Consider the following 19,219-nt stretch of genomic DNA (forward strand, 5'->3'; position numbering starts at 1 on the left):
TTCCGTACATAGGAGTTCATCACATGCGCAAGGTCGTCAGCTTCGACTGCTACCGCACCCTCATCAACTTCGACACCCAGGCCGCCACCCACGAGATCGTCAAGGACCGGCTGGCGGAGTTCGGCGTCGACCCCAAGCAGTTCCACCACGACGCGTACGTCATGCGCTTCCAGGGCGTCGTCGACGAGTACCGGCCCTACCGCGAGATCGTCCGCCGCACCCTGCGCAACGTCATGCTGCTGCACGGTCTGGAGTACCGGGACGAGGACGGCGACGCGCTGATCGAGGCCATCAAGAAGTTCAAGCCGTTCCGCGAGGTCCCGGACGCGCTGCGCCGCCTCAAGAGCGAGTACGACATCGCGATCCTCTCCAACAGCGAGGACGACCTCATCCAGTACGCGGTCGACGAGCTCGGCGTGGAGTGGGACTACGTCCTGACCGCCGAGCAGGCGGGTGCGTACAAGCCGCTGCCGCAGGCCTTCGAGTACCTGATGAAGGCGACCGGCCGGGGCCCGGAGGACATCATCCACACGGCTCAGGGCTGGGAGTACGACATCATGCCGACCAAGCGGTACGCGGGCATGCGGCGGATCTGGGTCAACCGGTACGGCTTCTCGGGCTCCGCCGCGTATCAGCCGTACGAGGAGATCAAGGACCTGTCCGAGCTGCCCGGCCTGCTCGGGGTCTGACCCTCCCGGCACCCGCTCCGAAAGGACACCTCTTGAGCGCGACCACGCTCGGCCGTCCCGGCCCCGTCAACGGCCGGATCTCCCACTGGTTCACCGAACTGCCCACCCCCCGCCCGGCGTTGCCCGGCGACCGCGACGCCGATGTGTGCATCGTGGGCGCGGGGCTCACCGGACTGTGGACCGCGTACTACCTGAAACTGGCCGACCCCTCGCTGCGGATCACCGTCCTGGAAGCCGAGTTCGCCGGCTTCGGCGCCTCCGGCCGCAACGGCGGCTGGGCCTCCGGACTGGTCCCCGGCGCCCGCGACCGGCTCGCGAAGCAGTACGGCCGGGACGCCGTCCTCGACTACCAGCGGGCGATGAACGAGGCCGTCGACGAGATCATCGCCGTCGCCGAACGCGAGGGCATCGACGCCGACATCGTCAAGGGCGGCACCCTGCGCGTGGCCCGCACCCCCGCCCAGGCCACCCGGCTGCGCCACAAGACCGAGGCCGACCACGAGTGGGGCGTCACGGACTCGGTGATGCTCACGCCCGAGGAGGCCGCCGACCGCATCGACATCGCCGGGATGACGGCGGCCGCCTGGACGCCGCACTGCGCCCGGCTGCAACCCGCCGCGCTGGTCCGGGGGCTGGCCGAGACGGTCGAGCGGCTGGGCGTGACGCTTTACGAAAAGTCCCCGGTCACCGTCATCGAGCCGGGGCAGGCCGTCACCCCGTACGGCACGGTCCGGGCGCCCTTCGTCCTGCGTGCGACGGAGGGGTTCACCGCCTCCCTCAAGGGGCTGCGGCGCGCCTGGCTGCCGATGAACAGCTCGATGATCGTCACCGAGCAGCTGCCGAAGGAGGTCTGGGAGGAGATCGGCTGGGCCGGCCGGGAGACCCTGGGCGACACCGCGCACGGACACCTGTACGCCCAGCGGACCCCGGACGACCGGATCGCCATCGGCGGTCGCGGGGTGCCGTACCGGTTCGGCTCGCGCACCGACTCGGACGGGCGGGTGGCCGACCGTACGATCGCCGAGCTCACGTCGACGCTGTACGGGGTGCTGCCGCAGACCGAGGGCGCGCGGGTCGAGCACGCCTGGTGCGGGGTACTGGCGGTGCCGCGTGACTGGTCGGCGACGGTGGGGGTGGACCGGGCGACGGGGCTCGGATGGGCCGGGGGTTATGTGGGACATGGCGTGACCTCGACGAACCTTGCCGCCCGTACGCTCACTGACCTGGTGCTCGGTCGCGAGTCGCGGCTGACCCGGCTGCCGTGGACCGGGCATCGGCCCGGTACGTGGGAGCCGGAGCCGTTGCGGTGGTTGGGGGTGCGTGGACTGTACGTGGCGTACCGGCTGGCGGACCTTCACGAGGCGCGGGGTCGTACGCGGACGTCTCCCATTGCGACGGTCGCTGATCTTATTGCTCGGCGGCCCTGATTCGCCTTTTCGCCGTAGGGCGCCTGGTGCGTTGGCGGCTGGGGGTTCGTCGTGGTTGCTCGCGCCCACGCGGCGGAGCCGCACATGTCACAGCCCCGCGCCCCTTCGGGGGGTACCGTCTCTCCACCAGCACCGTTGCTCATCTTTCCGGGAGTCAGCGCCCATGCCCTTTCTCACGGTCGCTGATGTGCTGCGACTGCCCGTCCTCGCCGCTGGGCTGCCCCGGGTGGCGGCCGGTGAAGGGCAGCTGGGGCGGACCGTTCGGTGGGTTCATGTGACCGAGCTCCTCGACCCGGCCTCCTTTCTGGAGGGCGGGGAGCTCGTCCTCACCACCGGGATGCCGCACCCCTCGGATCCGACCCAACTGCGCGCCTACGTCGACCAGTTGGCGGACGTCGGAGTGGCGGGGCTGGTCGTCGAGCTCGGGCGCCGGTATCAGCAGGCGCCGCCCGAGCTGGTCAGCGCGTGCCGGGAGCGTGATCTGCCGCTGGTCGTGCTGGCGCGCGGGGTGCGGTTCATCGAGGTCACGCAGACCGTGCACGCGTTGATCCTGGACGCGCAGGGCGAGTTGCTGCGCCGCGCCCAGCATGTGCAGGAGTTGTTCACCCAGCTCACGCTCCGGCGGGCCGAGCCGGAGGAGTTCGTCCAGGCCGCCGCCGATCTCAGCGGCTGTCCGGTGGTGCTGGAGAACCTGATCCACCACGCGGTGGTCTGGGCGGCGGCCGGCCCGGTGGACGGGCAGGTGCTGGAGGCCTGGCCGCGCCGCTCACGCACCGCCGAGACACCGGAGCGGGCCGCGGTCAGCGGGCCCGAAGGGTGGCTCGTGGCGCCGGTCGAGGAGCGGGGCAGCCGCTGGGGGCGGCTGGTGATGCTGCCGCTTGCCGTCGGGCCGCCGTTCGGTCCCGAGCACACGATGATCCTGGAGCAGGCCGCCACCGCCCTCACCCTGGCCAGGCTCACCGGTCATCCCGGATGGGACCGGCGCGCGCACAGCTCCGTCCTGCTCGACCTGCTGCACTGGCGCTACCGCAGCCGCACCGAGGCACGGCTGCGGGCGGAGGCGCTCGGACTGCCCACGACCGGTCACCGCCTGGTGCCGGTCGTCATCGACCACGCCGACGATGTCTCCGTGGCTGATCATCTCGCCAAGGAACTACCCGCCTCCGGCCTGAAGGCCCTGATCGGGGACCTCTCCGAACGGCGCTGCGGGCTGCTGCTGGCGCTCGCCCGGGCCTCCGCCTGGCAGCCCGTCGCGGAGCGTCTCGCCCGTGATCTGCGGGCCACGTTCGGGGAGGACGTCGTCGTCGCGGTCGGGCCGGGCGTCACCGAACTCGACCAGGTCACCCGGTCGTTCCGGGAGGCCGAGGAGGTCGCCGACGCCATCGGTCCCACCTCACGGCACCGGCTGTTCCACGTCTCCTCCGACCTGGGCCTGCCGGAGCTGCTCTACTCGCTGCGCGACGACGTGCGCGTGCAGAAGTACGTGGAGCAGCGGCTCGGGCGCCTCGTCCAGCACGACGCACGGCACGGCAGCGACCTGCTCGACACGCTGCGCGCGTATCTCGACGCCGCCGGCAACAAGTCGATCGCCGCCAAGCACGTGAACCTGTCCCGGCAGGCCTTCTACCAGCGGCTGCGGACCATCGAACGGCTGCTGGGCACCGACCTGGAGTCCGGTGCCCAGCGCACTCAACTGCACGTGGCCGTGACCGCCCTGCAGGTCATGCCTTGATGACGGCCTCGATGCGGGCCAGTTCGTCCGCGTCGAAGTCGAGGTTGCGGATGGTGCCGACGCTGTCCTCGATCTGCTGCGGGCTGCTCGCACCGACGAGGGCGGAGGTGACCCGGCCGCCGCGCAGCACCCAGGCCAGCGCCAGCTGGGCCAGCGTCTGGCCGCGGGACTTGGCGATGTCGTTCAGCTCGCGCAGCTGCTGCACCAGGTCCTCGGTGACCGCGTCCGAGTTGAGGAACGGGCTGTCGCTCGCGGCCCGCGAGTCCTCCGGGATGCCGTCGAGGTAGCGGCCGGTCAGCAGGCCCTGCTCCAGCGGGGAGAAGACGATGGAGCCGACCTGGAGCTCGTCGAGTGCGTCCAGCAGACCCTCGTCCTCGGGGCGGCGGTCGAGCATCGAGTAGCGCGGCTGGTGGATGAGCAGCGGGGTGCCCAGCTCGCCGAGGATGCGGGCGGCCTCGCGGGTCTGCTCGGCCGAGTAGTTGGAGATGCCGACGTACAGCGCCTTGCCCTGCTGGACCGCGGAGTGCAGGGCGCCCATCGTCTCCTCCAGGGGAGTCTCCGGGTCGGGGCGGTGCGAGTAGAAGATGTCGACGTAGTCCAGGCCCATGCGGGTCAGGCTCTGGTCCAGCGAGGACAGCAGGTACTTGCGGGAGCCCCACTCGCCGTACGGGCCGGGCCACATGAGGTAGCCGGCCTTGGTGGAGATGATCAACTCGTCGCGGTAGGAAGCGAAGTCGGCCTTCAGCGCCTCGCCGAAGGCGGACTCGGCGGCGCCGGGCGGCGGACCGTAGTTGTTGGCCAGGTCGAAGTGGGTGACACCGAGGTCGAAGGCGCGGCGCAGGATGGCACGCTGCGTCTCGACCGTGCGGTCCGCCGGGCCGAAGTTGTGCCACAGGCCGAGCGACAGCGCGGGAAGCTTCAGGCCGCTGCGTCCGGTGCGCCGGTAGGGCATGTCCGCGTAGCGGTCGGTGTGTGCGGTGTACAACGCGACTCCAGAGGGGTTGGCACGGTTTCTGAGAACCACGGTTTCCTGAGAACCGGTGTCCACTACCGGTGTCCACTCTTTCGCGACCTGGGTGCATTGGTCCAACAGAAGAATCCGATGGAATTCAGCGGATAGGCTTCTCAATCATGGAACTCCGCCATCTCCAGCACTTCGTCGCGGTCGCCGAGGACCAGCACTTCACCCGGGCCGCCGAACGCCTGCTGGTGTCCCAGTCCGGCCTGTCCGCCTCCATCCGGGCGCTGGAGCGGGAGCTGCAGACCCCGCTGTTCGTGCGGACCACCCGACGGGTGACGCTCACGCCGGCCGGGCGGGCGCTGCTCGGCGAGGCGGAGCGGATCCTGGCACAGGTGCGGGCGGCCCACGAGGCGGTGGCCGCGGTGCAGGGGGTGCTGCGGGGCATGCTCGCGCTCGGGTCCGAGCAGTGCATCGCCGGGGTGCATGTGGCGGGGCTGCTCGCCGCGTTCCGGCGGGAGCACCCGGACGTGGAGATCTGTCTGCGGCAGGCGGGCTCGGGCGCGCTCGCGGAGGAGGTCGCGGCGGGGCGCCTCGACCTGGCCTTCGCGGTACGGGGAGCGCAGGAGGACTCCGACCAGCTGCGCGCCGTGCCGCTGACCAGCGAGCCGATGACCGTCCTGTGCCATCCCAGCCACCGGCTCGCGCGCGCCGGTGCGGCCGTGACGCCGGAGGATCTGGGCGGCGAGGTCTTCGTCGACTTCCACCCGGACTGGGGGCCGCGCCGCACCACCGACGCCGCCTTCGCCGCCGCGGGCGTGCGCCGCAGCGTCGCCCTGGAGGTCAACGACGTGCACAGCCTCCTCGACCTCGTGGACGAGAACCTCGGTATCGCCGTCGTGCCGCGGCACTTCCGGCACAAGCGGGAGTCACTGACCGCCCTCCCGGTCAAGGGCACCGGCGAGACCGTGTACGAGACCGTCGCCCTGCTGCCGCCCTCGCAGGCCACCAGCCCGGCGGCGCGGGCCCTGATGGCGCTGCTCGAAACAGGGGAAACAGAGAGCGCATAACAGGCGGAGATGCGCGAGGCTGGACCCCATGCATGCAAAGGACATCCTCATCGACGCGTACACCCGCATCCAGGAAGAAGTCCACGCCGCCGTCGAAGGCCTGGGCCCCGACGACCTCAACCACCGCCCCGGCGCCGACGCCAACTCCATCTCCTGGCTGGTCTGGCACCTCACCCGGGTCCAGGACGACCACGTGGCCGACGCCTTCGGCCTCGACCAGGTGTGGCTGACCCAGGACTGGGAGAAGCGGTTCGCCCTCGACCTGCCCGGCCGCGACACCGGGTACGGCCACAGCTCCGCCCAGGTCGCCAAGGTGCGGGTCGACTCGGCCGAGCTGCTGACCGGCTACTACGACGCCGTCCACGCGCAGACCCTCGGCGCCCTGCGCGACCTGGCCGCCAAGGACCTGGAACGCATCGTGGACGAGAACTGGGATCCGCCGGTCAGTCTGGGCGTCCGGCTGGTCAGCGTCCTGTCCGACGATCTCGAACACGTCGGACAGGCCGCCTACATCCGGGGGCTGCTTCAGAGCGCGGCTTCGTAGCCCGGCAGGACGACGTCCTCGATGAGGGCCTTGCGCTCGTCGAACGGGATGAACGCGCTCTTGAGGGCGTTCACCGTGACCGTGCGCAGGTCCTCGACCGTCCATCCGGCCTCCTCGACCAGCAAGGACATCTCACGGGTCATGGTCGTGCCCGACACCAGACGGTTGTCGGTGTTGAGGGTGACGCGGAAGCCGAGGTCCTTCAGGGCCGTGATCGGGTGCTCGGCGATCGAAGTGGCAGCGCCCGTCTGGAGGTTGGACGTCGGGCACATCTCCAGGGCGACACGGCGGTCGCGGACCCAGCCGGCGAGACGGCCGAGCTTGCCGTCCACGATGTCCTCGGTGATCCGGACGCCATGGCCGATGCGCTGGGCGCCGCACACCTGCAGGGCCTGGTGGATGCTCGGCAGGCCGTGCGCCTCACCGGCGTGGATGGTGAACGGCACGCTCTCGCGGCGCAGGTGCTCGAAGGCGGCCAGGTGGTCGGCGGGCGGGAAGCCGTCCTCGGCGCCGGCGATGTCGAAGCCGACGACGCCCGCGTCACGGAAGGCGACGGCCAGGTCGGCGGCCTCGCGGACGCGGTCGAACATCCGCATACCGCAGAGCAGGGTGCCGACGCGGACCGGGGTACCGGCCGCCGCGGCCTTCGCCATGCCGGCCGCGAGCCCCTCCTGGACGGTCTCGACGACCTCGGCGAGGGTCAGGCCGCCGTTGGTGTTCAGCTCGGGGGCGTAGCGCACCTCGCCGTAGACGACACCGTCGGCGGCGAGGTCGAGGACGTACTCCTCGGCGGTGCGCAGCAGGCCCTCGCGGGTCTGCATCACGGCGAGGGTGTGCTCGAAGGTGGCTATGTACCGGACCAGGTCGCCGGAGTTCGCGGCGTCGTAGTACCAGGCGGCCAGCTCGTCCGGGTACGTGGTGGGCAGGGTGTGACCGGCCTCGGCCGCGAGCTCCACCACGGTGGCGGGGCGCAGGCCGCCGTCGAGGTGGTCGTGCAGCACGGCCTTGGGCAGCCGGCGGATCGTGTCGGCGTCTACGCGCGTAGCAGTCATGGTGGATCTTTCTTGGGCAGGTGCTGGAGAGCGGGCGTGGTCGTCAGCCGGCAGGCTGGAGCAGGTCCCAGCGGTTTCCGTACAGGTCCTGGAAGACGGCGACCGAGCCGTACGGCTCGTGGCGCGGCTCCTCCAGGAAGGTCACGCCGGCGGCGAGCATCCGGGCGCGGTCGCGGGCGAAGTCGTCGGTGTGCAGGAAGAAGCCGACTCGCCCGCCGGTCTGGTCCCCGACCCGGCCGCGCTGGGCCTCGTCCTTGGCGCGGGCGAGCAGCAGGTCGGTGCCGCCCTCCCGCTCGTCGGGCCGTACGACGACCCAGCGGGAGCCGTCGGGACGGGGCGCGTCCTCGACGAGCCGGAAACCGAGGGCCTCGGTGTAGAAGCGGATCGCCTCGTCGTAGTCGTCGACGACGAGGGTGACCAGGGCGATGCGTCTCATCGAGACCTTTCGGAACGGGTGAGGGAGACGGGCGATTGACGGGAGAGGTTATACGTAAAACGTCACGGACGCCAGTCGGTCCGGAAGAGAGTTCGCGGGGGTGCCGCCCGCAGTGAACTCCGTGCGTGGCAGGCTGGTGATCACGCGCGGGGCCCCGGCCCCGACGACCCCCACCAGGCACTGCCGCACAGGAGTCGAGTCCCATGACCGAACTGCCGAAGTCGACCGGAGCTCCCGCCCACCAGAACGTCACCTTCCCCAGTGGCGGCACCACCGCGCACGGCTATCTGGCACTGCCCCCGTCCGGAAGCGGTCCGGGCGTCATCGTCATCCAGGAGTGGTGGGGCCTGACCGACCACATCGCCGATGTCGCCGACCGCCTCGCGCAGGAGGGCTTCGTCGCCCTCGCCCCCGACCTGTACGGCGGCAACGTCGCGCACGAGAGCGAGGAGGCCCTGCGGATGCTGCAGGCGCTCCCCGTGTCCCGGGGTGTCGAGCTGCTCTCCGGCGCGGTCAACCATCTGCTGTCGCTGCCCGAGGTCACTTCGGACACCGTCGGCGCGGTCGGCTTCTGCATGGGCGGCGGCTTCGTGCTGTACCTGGCCGCCGCCGACCCGCGCGTGAGCGCCGCGGTGCCGTTCTACGGCGTGATCCAGGGCGAGCTGCCCGACTTCTCCGGCCTCAAGGCCCAGGTCCTGGGCCACTACGGCGAGCTCGACCAGAGCATCCCGGTGGAGAGCATCGACAGCCTGGGCAAGGCCATCGAGGAGCAGTCCGGAATCACCGCGGACCTCCGCCTCTACCCGGCCGATCACGCGTTCTTCAACGACGGACGCCCGGTGTACGACGCCGAGTCGGCCGCCCTCGCCTGGCAGAGCACGGTGCCCTTCCTGCACGAACAGCTCGGCTGAGTCCCGAGTCCTCGGTCCCGGGGCGCAGGGCCCCGGACCGAGGCGCACAGGACCTGCCTCCTCCGTCGCGAAGACAGGGTGGAACCGTTCCTGGGCAGTGAGCGGGAGTGGGTCCGCTCACCGGCACGCCCCGAACGGTCTTGGGCGCACTGGTCGTCCGCTTTCGCCTCCGGGTGGCGACACGGATCCTGTCCGTGGTCCGGTCCCGGAGGGGCGGAGTCCCTCACGATCTGGCCATGTGGATGCGGCCAGAGGCGACGGGGAGGCCCTGAACCATCTCGCTGGTGGAGCAGGGGCCCTGCACGCTGGCGCCGTACCCGGCGTCCCAGATCGCACGATCACGCTAACCCGGATGGCCCAGGGCACCGCAAGCCCGGAAGCCGACCATCACACGATCGAGCTAATCCACTCTCCTCCATGCTTACCGGCGGGCAGTTCCCACCCCCTGGGGTACAACGCGTCGTACGCGTTCTTCCAGGCGCGACCCCTCGCCGTGCAGGCCTGGCACGGCGAGCACGAGCTGCGCGGTCGACATCTGATGCGGGACGGCGTGTGGGCCGTCTGACGCTCAATCCGCCTTTTTGTGCAGCGAGTTGAGGGTGCCCAGCTCGTCCTCGGTGAGCCTGAGCGCGCCCGCGGCCACGTTCTCGGCGAGGTGGTCGGGGTTGCCGGTGCCGGGGATGGCGAGCACGTGCGGGCCCTGCGCCAGGGACCAGGCGAGCCGGACCTGGGCGGGGCTCACGCCGTGCGCCTGCGCGAGGGCGAGAACCGCTTCGTCGTGGCTGGCGGTGGCTCCCTGTGCGCCGCCGTCGCCGGCGATGGCGAAGAACGGCACGAAGGCGATGCCCTGTTCGCCGCAGATCCGCAGGACCTCGTCGGTGGCGGGGTTGCGGGAGCCGAGTCCGAACCGGTTCTGCACACACACCACGGGCGCGATGGCCTGCGCCTCGGCGAGGTGCCGGGGTTCGACGTCCGAGATGCCGAGATGCCGGATCAGGCCCTCCTCGCGCAGGTCGGCGAGCGCCCCGAAGTGCTCGGCGATCGAGTCCTGCCTCATCCGGCGGAGGTTCACCACGTCGAGGTGGTCGCGCCCGAGCTGGCGCAGGTTCTCCTCGACATGGCCGCGCAGGTCGTCGGGGCGGGCCGAAGTGCCCCACTCCCCCGAGTAGTTCCGGAACGGTCCGACCTTGGTGACGATGACGAGGTCGTCGGAGTACGGGGCCAGCGCACTGTTGATGATCTCGTTGGCGGAGCGCAGGGCGGAGAAGTAGAAGGCGGCCGTGTCGATGTGGTTCACACCGAGCTCGATCGCCCTGTGCAGCACGGCGATCGACCGCTCCCGGTCACTCGGCGTCCCGAGGTGGAAGGCCGCGCTGCCCGTCAGCCGCATCGCGCCGAAGCCGATGCGGTTGACGGTGAGATCGCCGAGTTTCCAGGTGCCTGCCGCGTCTGCGGTGATCGTTTCGGAGGTCATCGGCGGATGATGACATACCTCCGGCGCACCGTCGTACGCACTTTGCGATCTCCTGTACGGCACTCAGCAGTACAAGTTGTCTCCGGGGGCCGTCCCGAGGATCGAGGTGAAGCGGTTGTAGGCATCCACGCGGCTCTGCACCTGCGCCGGATTCTTGCCGTCGCACTCCAGGGAGCCGTTGATGCTGCGGATGGTCTGGCCGAAGCCCGCGCTGTTGACCATGGCGTTGTGCGGGGTCATGGTGCCGGGGCCGGTCTGGGTGTTCCAGTACCACAGGCCGGTCTTCCAGGCCACGGCCGAGTCGTTCTGCACCAGCCAGGGGTTGTTCAGCAGGTCGATGCCGAGCGCGTCGCCGGCGGCCTTGTAGTTGAAGTTCCAGGACAGCTGGATGGGGCCGCGTCCGTAGTAGGCGGCCTGGCCGGCCGGGCAGCCGTACGACTGGCTCCAGTCGCAGTAGGTCGGGTAGTTGGCGGTGTTCTGCTCGACCACGTACACCAGTCCGCCGGTCTCGTGGTTGACGTTGGCGAGGAAGGCGGCGGCCTCCTGCTTCTTCACCGTGTCACTGCCGGTGTTCGCGAAGCCGGGATAGGCGTCGAGGGCGGCCGTGAGGCCGCTGTAGGTGTAGAACGAATTCCGGCTCGGGAACATCTGGTTGAACTGCGCCTCGCTCACGACGAACCCGGCCGCGGACGCGGTGGGTGCCTGCTGGAGCACCAGAGCGGCGCTTCCCAGGGCGAGCGAGGACAGGACTGCGGCGATACGACGCCTCGACACTGAGGATCAACTCCTTTGCGGAGCACGGCCGCTCCCGGACAAGGGCAGCGCGCAGCAGACCCTTGTCGCACCTGCCGGTCTGACCGGCCACGGCGTGGGGGCGGCCGTGGTGGGGGGTGTGGAGCCACACTCAACCGCTTTGGTATGTACCAGTCAAGGGTGTAGACCAGTCAACTGCCGCCGCCCCGACGCCCGACGCCTCCGGCCGCCCCACAGGGAACGCGATCGCGCCCTGGGCCTGATGACCCAGGGCGCGATCGAACTGCTGCTGTCCGCGGAGCTACGGCCGGCCGATAAGGCACAGCTCGCTTGTCAGTGCAGCGGCTTCTCCAGGATCGCCTTGCGGTGGCTGAACGTCTCGATGGAGTAGCGGCCGTGGTAGTTGCCCATGCCGCTCTCCCCCACCCCGCCGAACGGCAGGTCGGAGACGGTGAGATGGGCGAGCGGGAGGCCGTAGCCGAGGCCGCCAGAGGAGGTTTCGGCGGCGATGCGGGCGTGGGTGTCCTCGGACGCGGTGAAGACGTACAGCGCGAGCGGCTTGTCGCGGTCGTTGATGAAGCCGATCGCCTCGTCGAGACCGGGCACGGTGACGATGGGCAGGATCGGGCCGAAGATCTCCTCCTGCATGACGGGCGACTTGGGGTCGACGTCGGCGAGGACGGTGGGCGCGAGGTACTTGGTCGTACGGTCGCCGACGCCGCCCACGACCGTACGGCCGGAGTCGAGCAGGCCGGAGAGCCGGTCGAAGTGCCGCTCGTTGACGATGCGGCCGTACTCACCGGAGGCGGCGGGGTCGGTGCCGAACAGCGTCTCGACGGCACGGGCCAGCAGCGGCTCCAGGGCCGTGGCGGTCTCCGGGTCGGTCAGCACGTAGTCGGGGGCTACGCAGGTCTGCCCGGCGTTGAGGAACTTGCCGCGGGCCAGCCGGTCGGCGACGACGTCGAGGTCGGCGTCGCGGTCGACGAACGCCGGGGACTTGCCGCCCAGTTCGAGGGTGACCGGGGTGAGGTGCTCGGCGGCGGCGCGCAGGACGATGCGGCCGACGGCGCCGTTGCCGGTGTAGAAGATGTGGTCGAAGCGCTCCGCCAGCAGGGCCGTGGTCTCCGGGATGCCGCCCTCGACGACGGCGACCGCGTCGGTGTCGAGGTGGGCGGGCAGCAGGCGGGCGATGGCGGCGGAGGTGGCGGGGGCCATCTCGCTGGGCTTGACGACCACCGCGTTGCCCGCGGCGAGGGCGCCGACCACCGGGGCGAGCAGGAGCTGGGCCGGGTAGTTCCAGGGGGCGATGACGAGGACGACGCCGAGCGGGTCGTACTGCGTCCAGGCCGTCGCGTCGCCGCCGAGGTGCGCCGGGACCGGGGCGGACTCGGGGCGCAGCCAGTCGGCGAGGTGGTCGAGGGTGTGGTCGATCTCGCGGATCACGAAGTCGATCTCGGTGCGGTAGGCCTCGGTGGAGCTCTTGCCCAGGTCGGCATGGAGGGCCGCGGCCAGGTCGGCGCCGTTCTCCGTGAGCATCTCGCGCAGACGGCGCAGCTGGGTCGTACGCCACTCGACGGGCTTGGTGCGGCCGGTGCGGAAGGTGGCGCGCAGTCGGGCCACGACGTCGGCGGGCTGCTCGGGGGTGGAGTGGTTCACGGTGCCTCGCTGGGGATGTGCGGGCCTTTCGGCCGACAGGGGCGGTCTCGACAGTCAGATGTATATACCAACCTTTTGGCGGCCTCCATAAATTCCGGGGCCATCGAAACTACTTTCCGTGAGGCGCTCGTCACCCGCGAGTCGACGCGTCGAGCGTCGCCGCCGGGGGTGGGCAGCGCATCCGTGGGTCACGGGCGGGCCACACCGTATGAGACGGACTGGAGTTCGACGGGTGGACCCGAAATCATGACGGCATGCACCGGCACGACCTCCCCGCCCCCGAGTGGTTCACGCCAGACGACTCCGTGCTCGGCGTGGCCTTCGTGTTTCCCATGCAGGGACCGGCGGGGATCTTCGGGCCCACGTGCGAGCTGTGCGCGCAGCTGGCCGCCGAGGAGGTGAACCGCGCGGGCGGCGTGCTCGGGCGGGAGCTGAGGCTGCTGCCCGTCGACGGCGGGGGGTCGCCGCGCGAGATCGCCGACCATGTCGAGGCCCTGGTGGATCTGGGTGTCGTCCGGGGAGTCACGGGCTGGCACATCTCCTCGGTGCGGCAGGCGCTGGCGCCACGGATCGCGCATCGGGTGCCGTACGTCTACACGGCCCTGTACGAGGGCGGCGAGCACACGGCCGGCGTGTTCCTGACGAGCGAGACACCACGCGACCAACTTCGCCCGGCCATGGGCCTGTTGGCGCACGAGCGCAAGGTGCGACGGTGGTTCGTGGTCGGCAACGACTATGTGTGGCCCCGGCGTACGGCGCGGGCGGCCCATGGGTACGCGCGCGAGTCCGGCGGCACCGTGAACGGCGAGGTCTATCTCCCGCTCGGCACCCACGACTTCGAGCCCGTGCTGCGCCGCATCGAACGCTCGGACGCGGACGGCGTACTGATGCTGCTGGTGGGCAGCGACGCGGTGCGCTTCAACCGCGCCTTCGCGGCCTACGGCCTCGATGCGCGCTGTCTGCGGCTCAGCACACTCATGGACGAGAACATGCTGATGGCGAGCGGCCCTTCGGCCACCACGGACCTCTACAGCACCGCCGGGTTCTTCGCCTCGCTGGCCAACCAGGACACGCTCGACTTCCACGGCCAGTACGCGGCCCGGTACGGCATCGAGGCGCCCGTGCTCGGCAGCCTCGGCGAATCCTGTTACGAGGGCGTGCTGTTGCTCGCCGCACTCCTCAAGCAGGCCGGGACGCTCGATGTGGCGGCGATCGGGGCGGCGGCCGGCACGGTGTCGTACGAGGGGCCGCGCGGGCTGCTGCACCTGCGGGGCAGCCATGTGCGCCAGCGGATCTACCTGGCACGCGCCGACGGGCTGGACTTCGATGTGCTCACGGAGCTGGATCTCCACGGTTCCCGCCCTTGAGTGACCGGCACCGGCGTTCGAGGTAGGCACGTTCCGCCGGGCTCTCGGTGAGCGCGGCGGCCGTCTCGTAGGCCCGTACGGCTTCCCTGTCGCGGCCCAGGCGGCGCAGCAGGTCGGCCCGGACGGCATGGAGGACGTGGTAGCCGTCGAGGTCCAGCGAGTCCACCAGGTCGAGGGCCTCCCCCGGCCCCTCGACCTCGGCCACGACGACCGCGCGATTGAGGGCCACGACAGGGCTCGGAGCAACGCCCATCAGCTGGTCGTAGAGCTGCAGGATCTGCCCCCAGTCGGTGGCCCCGGCGGTCGGCGCGTCGCTGTGGACGGCCTGGATCGCGGCCTGGATCTGGTACGGCCCCGGCCGGTTCCGGCGCAGGCAGCGGCGGACGAGGGCCTGTCCCTCGGTGATCAGATCCCGGTCCCAGCGGCCGCGGTCCTGCTCGGGCAGCGGCACGAGCTCACCGCTGTCGTCCTGCCGTGCGGACCGGCGGGACTCGACCAGGAGCATCAACGCGAGCAGGCCGGTGGCCTCGGGCTCGTCCGGCATCAGCTCGGTCAGCAGGCGGCCGAGGCGTACGGCCTCCGCGCACAGGCCGGGCGTGCCGCCGTACCCCTCGTTGAAGATCAGGTAGACGACGGCGAGGACCCCCTTGAGCCGGTCGGGCAGGTCGGCGTCGCGGGGCACGCGATACGGGATCCGCGCATTGCGGATCTTCGCCTTGGCCCGGACGAGACGCTGGGCCATGGTCGGCTCGGGCACCAGGAAGGCGCGGGCGATCTGAGCGGTGGTGAGCCCGCCGAGGAGGCGCAGCGTGAGCGCGACCTGTGCCTGGGGCGCGAGCGCGGGGTGGCAGCAGGTGAAGACGAGGCGGAGCCGGTCGTCGCGCACGGGGCCCTCCTCGGGCGGCGCGTCGGGGGTGTGCAGCAGGGCGGCCTCGGTGTGGCGGGCCTCTCTGGTCGACTCGCGGCGCAGCCGGTCGATCGCGCGGTTGCGGGCGGTGGTGATGATCCACCCGGCCGGGCTGGGCGGCACGCCCGTCTCCGGCCAGCGCCGCACGGCCGTGGTGAAGGCGTCCTGGACCGCTTCCTCGGCGAGATCGATGTCGCCGAGGAAGCGGACGAGGACGGAGACCGCGCGGCCGTACTCCGCGCGGAAGACCGCCTCGACGTCCGGTGGCATCAGTCCTCGGACTCGTGCATGAACGGGCGCACCTCGATGGGCAGGGTGGTGGCCAGTGCGGCCTTACGACCCCACTCCAGGGCGGCGTCCAGGTCGGGCGCCTTGATGACGCAGATGCCGCCCAGCTGTTCCTTGCCCTCTGCGTACGGGCCGTCGGTGATCAGCACGTCGCCGTCGCGGGGCCGCAGCACGGTGGAGGACTCCGGGCTGTGCAGCCCGCCGGCGAAGACCCAGGCCCCCGCCTCCCGCAGCTCCTGGTGGAAGGCGTCGAGCCGCTCGCCGATCTCGGCCAGCACCTCAGGGGCGGGCAACTCGTCCCATCCGGGCTGCATCACGTTGAGCAGGTAGTACTGCATGACGGTCTCCTCGCCATCGGAGTGTTCTCTCACCTCCTACACGAACGGCACACCCCCGGATCGACACCGCACGCCACGACACCGGAAGAATCTTGTCCATGACCCCACCGCACCCCCTCGTCACCCGCGCCCGCCGCCTCGCCGACGACCTCCTGGCACCCCACGCCGAGCGCGTCGACCAGGAGGGCGTGCCCGCGAGCCACCTCGAGGAGATCAAGCGCTCGGGCCTGCTCGGGGTGAGCGCTCCGAAGGAGTACGGCGGGGCGGCGGCACCCGGCGCGGTGGCGCGGGAGACGGCGGAGATCCTGGCCGGCGCCTGCTGCTCGACGTGGTTCGTGCAGACGCAGCACCACACGCCGGTACAGACGCTGGCCAAGAGCGAGACCCCGGTGCGCGAGCGCCTGCTCGGCCGGCTGGCGCGCGGCGAGCTGCTGTCCGGAGTGGCCTACGCCCATTTGCGGGCGTACCCGCGGATCCCGGTCCGCGTCACCCGGGAGCGGGGCGGTTGGCGCTTCAACGGCACTGTGCCCTGGTACACGGGGTGGGGCCTGAACGACGTGATGCTGCTCGCGGGCGTCACGCAGGCCGACGAGGCCCTGTTCGCCTTCACCGAGGCGCGGGAGCAGCCGGGCCTGCGGGCATCGGAGCCGATGCGCCTGGCGGCGCTCACCGCGGCCCGCACGGTGTCCCTGGAGCTGGACGGCTTCTGGCTGCCCGAGGAGGCGGTGGCGCTCCGGACGCCGTACGACCGGTGGGCGGCGACGGACCGCCCGAAGACGGTGAACGCCAACCCGGCGGTCTTCGGCATCACGGAGGCGGCACTGGCGCTGCTGGACGAGGAGACTGCCGTGCCGCTCCGCGCCCGCCTGGCCAAGGTCCGCGATCAGGCCTACGCCCTGGTCGACGACCCGACCCGCCTAGGGGACCGTCTGTCGATCAGAACACAGGCGTACGAGCTGATGCAGGCGGCGACAACAGCAGCGGTCGTGACGGGCGGCGGCCGCTCCCTGACCTTGACGAATAAGGCCCAACGCCTGGCCAGGGAAGGCCTGTTCCTCTTGGTACAGGGTCAGACCGCGCAGTCACGCACGGCACACTTGAAGGCGCTGACCATCTGAACCCACCTAGGGGCGCGGGGCTGTGACATTGTGCGGCTCCGCCGTGTGGGCGCGACCAGCCCCCACGGGCCCGCAGCCGCCACACAACCGAAACGCACACACTCAACTCGCGAACGGCACCTGAGCCGACGGAACCACACCCTTCCGGAACGGGTGCTCCCACAAGCCCTCCGCAGCCAGCCTCGGCAACACCCCCTCCCCAAACCAGTACGCCTCCTCCAGATGCGGATACCCGGAGAAAATGAACTCCTCAATACCAAGCGCCGCGTACTCCTTGATCCGCTCGGCCACCTCCTCATGGCTACCGACCAGCGCGGTCCCCGCTCCCCCACGGACCAGCCCGATCCCGGCCCACAGGTTCGGGTAGATCTCCAACCCGTCCCGGCTCCCACCCGCGTGCAGCGCCAGCATCCGCTGCTGCCCCTCCGACTCACTCCGCGCCAGCCCCGCCTGCACGGACTTCACGGTCTCCGCGTCGAACCCGGACAGCAGCCGGTTCGCCTCCGCCCAGGCCTGCTCGGAGGTGTCCCGGGTGATGACGTGCAGCCGGATCCCGAACCGCAGCGTCCGCCCCTCCTTCGCCGCCAGCCCCCGGATCCAGGCGATCTTCTGCGCGACCTGCGCCGGCGGCTCGCCCCACGTGAGATACGCGTCGACGTACTTCGCTGCGACCTCTCCGGCGACGGGCGAGGAGCCCCCGAAGTACACCTCGGGCACCGGGTCGGGCACCCTGGCCAGCTTCGCGTCCTCGACCTGGAGGTACTCGCCGGCCAGGTCGACCGTCTTGCCCTCCCACAACCCCCGTACGATCTCCAGGAACTCACCGGTACGGCGGTACCGGGCGTCCTTGTCGAGGAAGTCGCCGTAGGCCCGCTGCTCATGGCTCTCGCCACCGGTGACGACGTTCAGCAGCAACCGCCCGCCCGTCTGGCGCTGAAACGTGGAGGCCATCTGCGCGGCGAGCGTCGGCGAGACGAAGCCGGGCCGGAAGGCGACCAGGAACTTCAGCCGTTCGCTCTGCTGGGCGACCATCGCGGTGGTCAGCCACGCGTCCTCGCACCAGGCGCCGGTAGGGGTGAGCGCCCCCTCGAAGCCGAGATCCTCCGCGGCGCGGGCGATCTGGCTCAGATAGGCGACCGTCGGCGGCCGGTCCCGTCCCGAGACGGTGGCCGGCGTGCCGTGGCCGCCGCCGACGACGTGGCGGCTGTCGCCGTTGGTGGGGAGGAACCAGTGGAAGGTGAGTGACACGTGGGGTCTCCGATCAGGAATGTCCGCGGGAACAGGTCATCAGGGGCGCCCTTCAGAGCAGGCCGTGACGAGGTGGCTTGGTGCCGCTCAGCACGTACCGGCCGATGTGCTGGATCTTCCAGCGGGTCGGGTCGTGCAGGGTGTGGGTGCGGGCGTCGCGCCAATGCCGGTGCAGATTCAGCGAGTTGAGGGCAGAGCGGGTGCCGGACACCTCGAACAACGCGCTCGCCACCTCCACCGCGGCCTGCGCCGCCTGCACCTTCGCCGCGGCCACGGCGATGGACGCCTCGGCCGCCGAGTCATCGGTGAGGTCGGCGCGTGCCGCGTCCACGGTCCGGGCGGCCTCCCGCACCAGTGCCTCGGATGCCCGTACCTGGAGGGCGAGTTCGCCGAAGCGCTGGATCAGCAACGGATCCTCGGCGGCCGTCTCGACGCCGCTCTCGAACCAGGGGCGGCTCTTGGTCCGTACGAACTCCGCCGCCTCGGCCAGCGCTCCCCCGGCGATCCCCGCGTCGATGGCGGCATGCAGCAACTGTGCCACCGCACCGTGCAGTTGCGGACCCTCGAAGGTGAGGTGATGGGGCAGGACCCGGTCGGCCGGTACCTCGACCCCTTCGAGGCGGACGGTGCCGCTGGCGGTCGTACGCTGACCGAGGCCGTCCCAGTCGTCGATCACCGTGAGGCCCGGCGCGTCCCGAGGCACGTACGCGACATGGAGTTTGTCGTCCTCGGCGCGGGCGAGCACCGGGATCCAGTCGGCGAAGAGGGCACCGGTGGAGTAGTGCTTGACGCCGTCGAGGACGTAGGAGCCGTCGGGCTGGGGTTCCAGGCGGGTGCGGATGTCCTGGACGTGCTTGGTGCCCGCCTCCGACTGGGCGTTGCCGAAGCGGCGGCCGGCCAGCAGCTCGGCGAAGAAGAACTTCCTCTGCTCCTCGGTGCCCTGACGGCGGATCACGTTGACGTAGGCGAAGTGGCTCTGCGGGATCTGGGCGAGGCTGCCGTCGGCCGAGCCCAGCAGGCGGAAGACCTCGGCGAGGGTCTGTGCGGTGGCATCCGCTCCGCCGTGCTCGGCGGGGACGGTGACCGCGAGCAGCCCGGACGCGGACAGCCGGTCCAACTCCTCATGCGGCAGCCTGCGTTCGACGTCCCGTGCGGAGGCGCCCGTGCGGAACTCCTCGGCCAGCGACGCGGCGACGGCGAGCGCCTCCGCGTCGTCGGCGATCACATGGGCGGACACGGCGTCAGGGGTGG

Annotated in this window: 18 protein-coding genes; 8 read left to right on the forward strand and 10 right to left on the reverse strand. The window is 70.9% G+C overall.

The genetic code is table 11. The annotated features are described in order from the left end of the window. The first annotated feature begins 23 nt into the window (after positions 1–23). The 3 genes from IG08_RS0137845 (at position 24) to IG08_RS0137855 (ending at position 3,848) form a co-directional block, all read left to right on the forward strand. Entirely contained in the window at positions 24–689 is a 666-nt protein-coding gene (locus tag IG08_RS0137845; protein WP_030613757.1) for an HAD-IA family hydrolase, read from the forward strand. A gap of 32 nt (positions 690–721) precedes the next feature. Continuing rightward, positions 722–2,116 carry an NAD(P)/FAD-dependent oxidoreductase gene (locus tag IG08_RS0137850; RefSeq protein WP_030613760.1) on the forward strand — a complete coding sequence of 465 codons (1,395 nt, stop codon included), beginning with the start codon at positions 722–724 and terminating at the stop codon, positions 2,114–2,116. 163 nt (positions 2,117–2,279) lie between these two features. Further along, positions 2,280–3,848 carry a PucR family transcriptional regulator gene (locus IG08_RS0137855; RefSeq protein WP_030613763.1) on the forward strand — a complete coding sequence of 523 codons (1,569 nt, stop codon included), beginning with the start codon at positions 2,280–2,282 and terminating at the stop codon, positions 3,846–3,848. On the opposite strand, the gene mgrA is transcribed toward IG08_RS0137855, so the two are convergent. Next, a complete protein-coding gene (gene mgrA, locus IG08_RS0137860; RefSeq protein ID WP_030613765.1) occupies positions 3,838–4,833 on the reverse strand; it encodes an L-glyceraldehyde 3-phosphate reductase in 996 nt (331 codons plus the stop codon). The genes IG08_RS0137855 and mgrA overlap by 11 nt on opposite strands. A gap of 146 nt (positions 4,834–4,979) precedes the next feature. Between mgrA and IG08_RS0137865 the strand changes: the two genes are divergently transcribed. Together IG08_RS0137865 and IG08_RS0137870 are read left to right on the forward strand one after the other, a co-directional pair. Then, positions 4,980–5,876, forward strand: coding sequence for a LysR family transcriptional regulator (locus tag IG08_RS0137865; protein WP_030613766.1), 897 nt, complete (start codon positions 4,980–4,982; stop codon positions 5,874–5,876). A 28-nt stretch (positions 5,877–5,904) separates the two neighbouring features. After that, complete coding sequence (locus IG08_RS0137870) at positions 5,905–6,420, forward strand: mycothiol transferase (RefSeq protein ID WP_030613767.1); 516 nt, start codon at positions 5,905–5,907, stop codon at positions 6,418–6,420. On the opposite strand, the gene IG08_RS0137875 is transcribed toward IG08_RS0137870, so the two are convergent. Together IG08_RS0137875 and IG08_RS0137880 are read right to left on the reverse strand one after the other, a co-directional pair. Then, positions 6,402–7,472, reverse strand: a complete 1,071-nt coding sequence (locus tag IG08_RS0137875) for an adenosine deaminase (protein WP_030613769.1) — start codon at positions 7,470–7,472, stop codon at positions 6,402–6,404. The two genes, IG08_RS0137870 and IG08_RS0137875, sit on opposite strands and share 19 nt — an antisense overlap. 43 nt (positions 7,473–7,515) lie before the next feature. Next, positions 7,516–7,908, reverse strand: coding sequence for a VOC family protein (locus IG08_RS0137880; RefSeq protein WP_030613771.1), 393 nt, complete (start codon positions 7,906–7,908; stop codon positions 7,516–7,518). Between the two features lie 203 nt (positions 7,909–8,111). Between IG08_RS0137880 and IG08_RS0137885 the strand changes: the two genes are divergently transcribed. Further along, on the forward strand, positions 8,112–8,819 hold the full coding sequence (locus IG08_RS0137885) for a dienelactone hydrolase family protein (protein ID WP_030613773.1): 708 nt from the start codon (positions 8,112–8,114) through the stop codon (positions 8,817–8,819). Positions 8,820–9,387: 568 nt separating this feature from the next. Here the strand turns inward: IG08_RS0137885 and IG08_RS0137895 are convergent. From IG08_RS0137895 to IG08_RS0137905, 3 genes are all read right to left on the reverse strand, one after another. Continuing rightward, positions 9,388–10,293 carry an aldo/keto reductase gene (locus tag IG08_RS0137895; protein ID WP_030613778.1) on the reverse strand — a complete coding sequence of 302 codons (906 nt, stop codon included), beginning with the start codon at positions 10,291–10,293 and terminating at the stop codon, positions 9,388–9,390. Positions 10,294–10,356: 63 nt separating this feature from the next. Next, positions 10,357–11,067, reverse strand: a complete 711-nt coding sequence (locus tag IG08_RS0137900; RefSeq protein WP_030613781.1) for a chitinase — start codon at positions 11,065–11,067, stop codon at positions 10,357–10,359. A gap of 312 nt (positions 11,068–11,379) precedes the next feature. Further along, complete coding sequence (locus IG08_RS0137905) at positions 11,380–12,702, reverse strand: aldehyde dehydrogenase family protein (RefSeq protein WP_030613784.1); 1,323 nt, start codon at positions 12,700–12,702, stop codon at positions 11,380–11,382. Between the two features lie 254 nt (positions 12,703–12,956). On the opposite strand from IG08_RS0137905, the gene IG08_RS0137910 reads away from it, so the two are divergent. Continuing rightward, positions 12,957–14,069, forward strand: coding sequence for a substrate-binding domain-containing protein (locus tag IG08_RS0137910; protein ID WP_030613787.1), 1,113 nt, complete (start codon positions 12,957–12,959; stop codon positions 14,067–14,069). Here the strand turns inward: IG08_RS0137910 and IG08_RS0137915 are convergent. Together IG08_RS0137915 and IG08_RS0137920 are read right to left on the reverse strand one after the other, a co-directional pair. After that, positions 14,035–15,246: an RNA polymerase sigma factor gene (locus IG08_RS0137915; RefSeq protein WP_030613790.1), complete on the reverse strand. Its 1,212-nt coding sequence runs from the start codon at positions 15,244–15,246 to the stop codon at positions 14,035–14,037. The genes IG08_RS0137910 and IG08_RS0137915 overlap by 35 nt on opposite strands. Continuing rightward, complete coding sequence (locus tag IG08_RS0137920) at positions 15,246–15,602, reverse strand: YciI family protein (RefSeq protein WP_030613793.1); 357 nt, start codon at positions 15,600–15,602, stop codon at positions 15,246–15,248. Before IG08_RS0137920 ends, IG08_RS0137915 begins: the two co-directional genes overlap by 1 nt. A gap of 98 nt (positions 15,603–15,700) precedes the next feature. Between IG08_RS0137920 and IG08_RS0137925 the strand changes: the two genes are divergently transcribed. Further along, entirely contained in the window at positions 15,701–16,720 is a 1,020-nt protein-coding gene (locus IG08_RS0137925; protein ID WP_030613797.1) for an acyl-CoA dehydrogenase family protein, read from the forward strand. 102 nt (positions 16,721–16,822) lie between these two features. Here IG08_RS0137925 and IG08_RS0137930 read toward each other — a convergent pair whose 3' ends face one another. Beyond that, complete coding sequence (locus IG08_RS0137930) at positions 16,823–17,968, reverse strand: LLM class flavin-dependent oxidoreductase (protein WP_030613799.1); 1,146 nt, start codon at positions 17,966–17,968, stop codon at positions 16,823–16,825. Between the two features lie 52 nt (positions 17,969–18,020). Beyond that, positions 18,021–19,205 carry an SfnB family sulfur acquisition oxidoreductase gene (locus IG08_RS0137935; protein ID WP_030613802.1) on the reverse strand — a complete coding sequence of 395 codons (1,185 nt, stop codon included), beginning with the start codon at positions 19,203–19,205 and terminating at the stop codon, positions 18,021–18,023. Positions 19,206–19,219 lie beyond the last annotated feature (14 nt).

This window comes from Streptomyces fulvoviolaceus (genome assembly GCF_000718165.1).
Taxonomy (GTDB): Bacteria; Actinomycetota; Actinomycetes; order Streptomycetales; family Streptomycetaceae; genus Streptomyces; species Streptomyces fulvoviolaceus.

Bases quoted from the DNA above. Each gene is read 5' to 3' on its own strand.
- IG08_RS0137845 (WP_030613757.1), top strand. From the start codon at position 24: ATGCGCAAGGTCGTCAGCTTCGACTGCTACCGCACCCTCATCAACTTC.
- IG08_RS0137855 (WP_030613763.1), top strand. From the start codon at position 2,280: ATGCCCTTTCTCACGGTCGCTGATGTGCTGCGACTGCCCGTCCTCGCC.
- IG08_RS0137865 (WP_030613766.1), top strand. From the start codon at position 4,980: ATGGAACTCCGCCATCTCCAGCACTTCGTCGCGGTCGCCGAGGACCAG.
- IG08_RS0137870 (WP_030613767.1), top strand. From the start codon at position 5,905: ATGCATGCAAAGGACATCCTCATCGACGCGTACACCCGCATCCAGGAA.
- IG08_RS0137875 (WP_030613769.1), bottom strand. From the start codon at position 7,472: ATGACTGCTACGCGCGTAGACGCCGACACGATCCGCCGGCTGCCCAAG.
- IG08_RS0137880 (WP_030613771.1), bottom strand. From the start codon at position 7,908: ATGAGACGCATCGCCCTGGTCACCCTCGTCGTCGACGACTACGACGAG.
- IG08_RS0137885 (WP_030613773.1), top strand. From the start codon at position 8,112: ATGACCGAACTGCCGAAGTCGACCGGAGCTCCCGCCCACCAGAACGTC.
- IG08_RS0137895 (WP_030613778.1), bottom strand. From the start codon at position 10,293: ATGACCTCCGAAACGATCACCGCAGACGCGGCAGGCACCTGGAAACTC.
- IG08_RS0137910 (WP_030613787.1), top strand. From the start codon at position 12,957: ATGCACCGGCACGACCTCCCCGCCCCCGAGTGGTTCACGCCAGACGAC.
- IG08_RS0137915 (WP_030613790.1), bottom strand. From the start codon at position 15,246: ATGCCACCGGACGTCGAGGCGGTCTTCCGCGCGGAGTACGGCCGCGCG.
- IG08_RS0137920 (WP_030613793.1), bottom strand. From the start codon at position 15,602: ATGCAGTACTACCTGCTCAACGTGATGCAGCCCGGATGGGACGAGTTG.
- IG08_RS0137925 (WP_030613797.1), top strand. From the start codon at position 15,701: ATGACCCCACCGCACCCCCTCGTCACCCGCGCCCGCCGCCTCGCCGAC.